The organism is Synechococcus sp. H60.3, assembly GCF_047462295.1.
In the GTDB taxonomy this organism is placed as follows: Bacteria; Cyanobacteriota; Cyanobacteriia; order Thermostichales; family Thermostichaceae; genus Thermostichus.
Genome location: NZ_JANSIY010000092.1, coordinates 6,652 through 10,423, shown reverse-complemented (window position 1 = coordinate 10,423; position 3,772 = coordinate 6,652). Strand labels below are relative to the sequence as shown.

4 protein-coding genes are annotated in these 3,772 nt (G+C 60.1%); 2 read left to right on the top strand and 2 right to left on the bottom strand.

Annotated features, from left to right (window positions below; translation table 11 throughout):
- Positions 1-215 precede the first annotated feature (215 nt).
- Positions 216-1,571, bottom strand: coding sequence for an FGGY-family carbohydrate kinase (locus NW841_RS09845; protein WP_414386222.1), 1,356 nt, complete (start codon positions 1,569-1,571; stop codon positions 216-218).
- 48 nt (positions 1,572-1,619) lie between these two features.
- The gene (locus tag NW841_RS09840; RefSeq protein WP_414361628.1) at positions 1,620-2,105 is read right to left on the bottom strand and encodes a 2Fe-2S iron-sulfur cluster-binding protein; all 486 of its coding nucleotides are present in this window, start codon (positions 2,103-2,105) and stop codon (positions 1,620-1,622) included.
- A 190-nt stretch (positions 2,106-2,295) separates the two neighbouring features.
- Between NW841_RS09840 and ylqF the strand changes: the two genes are divergently transcribed.
- Together ylqF and NW841_RS09830 are read left to right on the top strand one after the other, a co-directional pair.
- The gene (gene ylqF / locus NW841_RS09835; RefSeq protein ID WP_414386221.1) at positions 2,296-3,147 is read left to right on the top strand and encodes a ribosome biogenesis GTPase YlqF; all 852 of its coding nucleotides are present in this window, start codon (positions 2,296-2,298) and stop codon (positions 3,145-3,147) included.
- A gap of 275 nt (positions 3,148-3,422) precedes the next feature.
- Positions 3,423-3,772 (top strand): HD domain-containing protein (locus tag NW841_RS09830; protein WP_414386220.1); only part of this gene is annotated, 350 nt, incomplete at its 3' end.

Below are 3,772 nucleotides of genomic sequence, written 5' to 3'. Positions count from 1 at the left end.
GCCGATAGGGACTGTCACAAGGCGCTTCTGGTTCCCCCTTTGGGGTGAGCCCTAGATATTGTAAACTCGGAACGGCCTTTGATCTCGTTCACGGCCACCCGGAGTTCCCCCTTCGGGGGGATCCATAGAAATTGGAAACATTTCATTCCTCCTCCTTTACTTTGATTCGTTGACTTGTGTGTTCCCCCTTCGGGGAGATCCCTAGAAATTGGAAACTAGAAATTGGAAAAAAGGCGGCTACGGAACTCCGAGTAGATCTCGGCATAAGCCTTGACCCACTCGGAATCCGGCTGGATGAGGCGTTCCACCTGTACCAAGCGATCGGCAGCCTGCTGCACTGAACAGCACCAATAGGCTGAGGCGGCCAGGATGGCTGCCCCTACCGCCGGCTCCGGGTGCCTGACCACTGCCAGGGGGCGGGCGAGGATGCTGGCGCGCAGGCGCAGCCAGAGGGGGCTTTTGCAGCCGCCGCCAGTGGTTAACAGCGGCTCTTGCACCGGGATCCCGTGGGCAATCAAGGTCTCCAGCCCTAGCCGCTCCACCATCGCTACCCCTTCCAAAAGAGCTGCATAAAAGCGAAGGGATCCCACTTCCGCCTGGGGCAAGAAGCCGGCAAATTCGCTATCCAGGATGGGAAAACGCTCGCCGGGCCGGCAGAGAGGATAGCTGACTAGGCCCGTGGGCAGATGGACCTCCGCCTGCTGATCCAAGGCAGCAAAGTCGCCGCCGGGAAAGAAGTGGGGCAGGACGCCGCCGCCGCAGAAGGAGGCTGCCCCCGGCCACCAACCGGTTCGGTCGGGGTGCAGATGAGAATAGATACTCGGCGTCTGCACAGGGTCAGGGCTGTTGGCCTTGAAGATAAGAGTTGTGCCCAGGCTGGTGGAAACCTGCCCCAAGCGAGTAGCCCCTGCAGCCAATTGCCCAGCACAGCCATCGGTGATCCCGGCAGCAATCAGCACCTCTGATCCCAGCTCCCACTCAGGCCGCACCGTTCCCAGAACTGTTCCTGGCGCCACCACCTCAGGAAAGCGCTTGGGATCAAGGCCCTGTTGGGAGAGCCACTCCCGCGGCCAGGTGTAGGTTTCTAGGTCAAAGCCACTTTTCAGGGCATGGGTGTGATCAGTTACCCGCTGGCGGCCCCCCAGTTGGCTCAAGAGAAAGTCCGCCGGATGGGCCAGGTAGCTTTCTCGGTATTGGTCGGGATGGGCTTCTGCCCACCACAGCCAGCGGCTAAGCCCCCAACTGGCAGGGATCCCCAAGCGCTGAGCCTGGGCCTGGCCCCGCCGGTCGGAATACAGCCAGGCCTGATCCAGCGGCATGCCCCGTCCGTCCACCGGCAGCACTGTACCCGAGGTGCTGCAGGCACTGAGGGCAACAATGGCGTAGCGATCCCCCAGTTGAGCTTTGAGGTGGCCCAGCAGTGCCTTCAGGGTGCGCAGCCAGCGGCCTGGATTGGTTTCTGGGGGATCCCAGGAGCGCTCGCTTTTGCCCACTATCTCCCCTGCTTCTGAGAGAGCTACCAGCCGCATCCCCGAAGTGCCCAGGTCGATCCCAAGAAACACAGGGGCCATAGAGCCTTCCTCAAAACTGGCTAAGCTGGCCTTAAACGCGGTAAAACCCTAAAAATCTCGGCTGCTGCGGGCCAAAGCCTCTTGGATATTGAGATCCAAATCCTTCACCGACTCCAGCACCGAGCGCGTAATTAGCTTGCCCGCTTGCACCAAAACGGCGCCAGTTATCGGGTGCAAAAGGGGCTGCTCCGCCCGCCGCCCAATCAACACCTCGATATCCTTAAAGGCATTGATGTACATCCCCACCGGCAATTCCACCACCACCCCTTCCCCCAGAACTCGCGCCTGGCAAGCTAGGCGAGAATTGGGCTGGCGGCTGGTGATCACCTCTAGGGTACGCTGCTCCCGCGGGGTCATGGGTGAGAGCGATTCCATCCCCTCTTTTACGTACACATGGCAGGTGGCGCAGAGACCGCGCCCGCCGCACTCTTTCAACACATTCAGCTCTTCCTGCAGCAGCACCGAGAGCAAGTTGCTGTTGGTGGCCACTTCCGACACTTGGGCAATGGGATCCAACCGCACGCGCTTAACCATAGTCCCTCCTCCGTTACGTCTCTTAACGCTAGCTTGCCTACAAGTAGGAAGGGGCTTCATCTGCCTCTTGCCTGTATCCTTTTCTACTTCCGTTGGCTAGTCGAGCCGAGGAGGAGCAAGCTGGACAGGCTAGAGTGGATCCTGCCCCTGGCTTAGAGTCTTCTGGGGTTCGATCCCAGGTTCTGCTGGCATGAGTTCTCCAATCATCCAGTGGTATCCCGGCCACGTGGCCAAGGCCATTGGCCAATTGCGGGAACAACTGCAGCGGGTGGATGTGGTCATTGAGGTTTTGGACGCGCGGATCCCGCTGGCCAGTCGCCATCCCGATCTAGACAAGTGGCTGGGGCACAAGCCGCGCCTTTTGGCGCTTAACCGAGCCGATGCCATCGAGGCCAGGGATCTCAGAGCTTGGCAGGAGTATTTTTCCCAGCAAGGGATCCCTGTCTATCCCACCAATGGCCAATCGGGAGAGGGGGTGCCTCGCCTCAAGCAAGCCATCTTACAGCTGGGGCAGTCGGTAAACGAGCGGCGCCAGCAGCGGGGCATGCGGCCGCGGGCCATCCGGGCAGTGGTGGTGGGCTTTCCCAATGTGGGCAAGTCTGCCCTCCTGAATCGACTTTTGGGACGGCGGGCCGCCGAGAGTGCCGCGCGCCCTGGGGTAACCCGGCAACTGCAGTGGGTGCGGCTGGGAGGGGAGCTGGATTTGCTGGACTCACCGGGCATCCTCCCGCCTTCGCTGCCAGATCAACAGGCAGCCACGCTGCTGGCCATCTGCGATGACATCGGCGCAGCCGCCTACGACCCTGAGGGCGTGGCGGCCTACTTCGTGGAACAACTGCTGCAGGTGCAGCCCCAGGCCCAAGTCCTCCTGCAACGGCGCTACGGCTGGTCCGACCCGATCCCTCCTGGCAGCGTAGCCATCCAGGAGCTGGCCCAACGGCGCTACCGAGGCGATACCGAGCGAGCAGCAAGGCAAATTCTCAACGACTATCGCAAGGGTTGGCTAGGGCCTCTGGCTTTGCAACTCCCTCCCACCTCCTAGCACTCTGGCAGGAGGCTAGCTCCACCAGATCTTGGTATGTATATCTTGCTACGGAATGCTGTAGGGTAAGTGATAGGATAGGTGTAGAACGTTAACTCCAATTAGCTTTTTCCCCACGGTTAGGGGCGGGCTTAGCATCAACGGCCCGTCTTTGCTGCATTTTTTCGCAGCTTTTTCCCTTAACCTGCCTGCAGCCAGGTCGAGGATAAGCTGTAAGGAACTTCGGTGATCGATACTATAGGTAGCAGTTAAACCATCCTTCTTGTCAGGTTCCCATGGGTCAGCCTGCTGTGGTCACCAGTTTAGAAGGAGGCTTTGACCTAAATAGCCTTGATTTTGAGGTGCCGGGATGGCTGCGGGCTTTGCTTTCAGGCGCTGAAGATCTCGGCGATGGGCTGCGATCCTACACGGCCGAAGAGGCAGATTTGCTGCGCCGAGCCTTCGAGTTTGCCTACTGCTTGCACAAGGGCCAAAAGCGGAAATCAGGGGATCCCTACATCGCCCACCCAGTGGCCGTGGCCAGCCTGCTGCGGGAGCTGGGGGGCGATGCCGTTACTGTAGCTGCTGGCCTTCTGCACGATGTTGTGGAAGATACGGAAGTTACCCTGGAGGCCCTAGAGGCCGA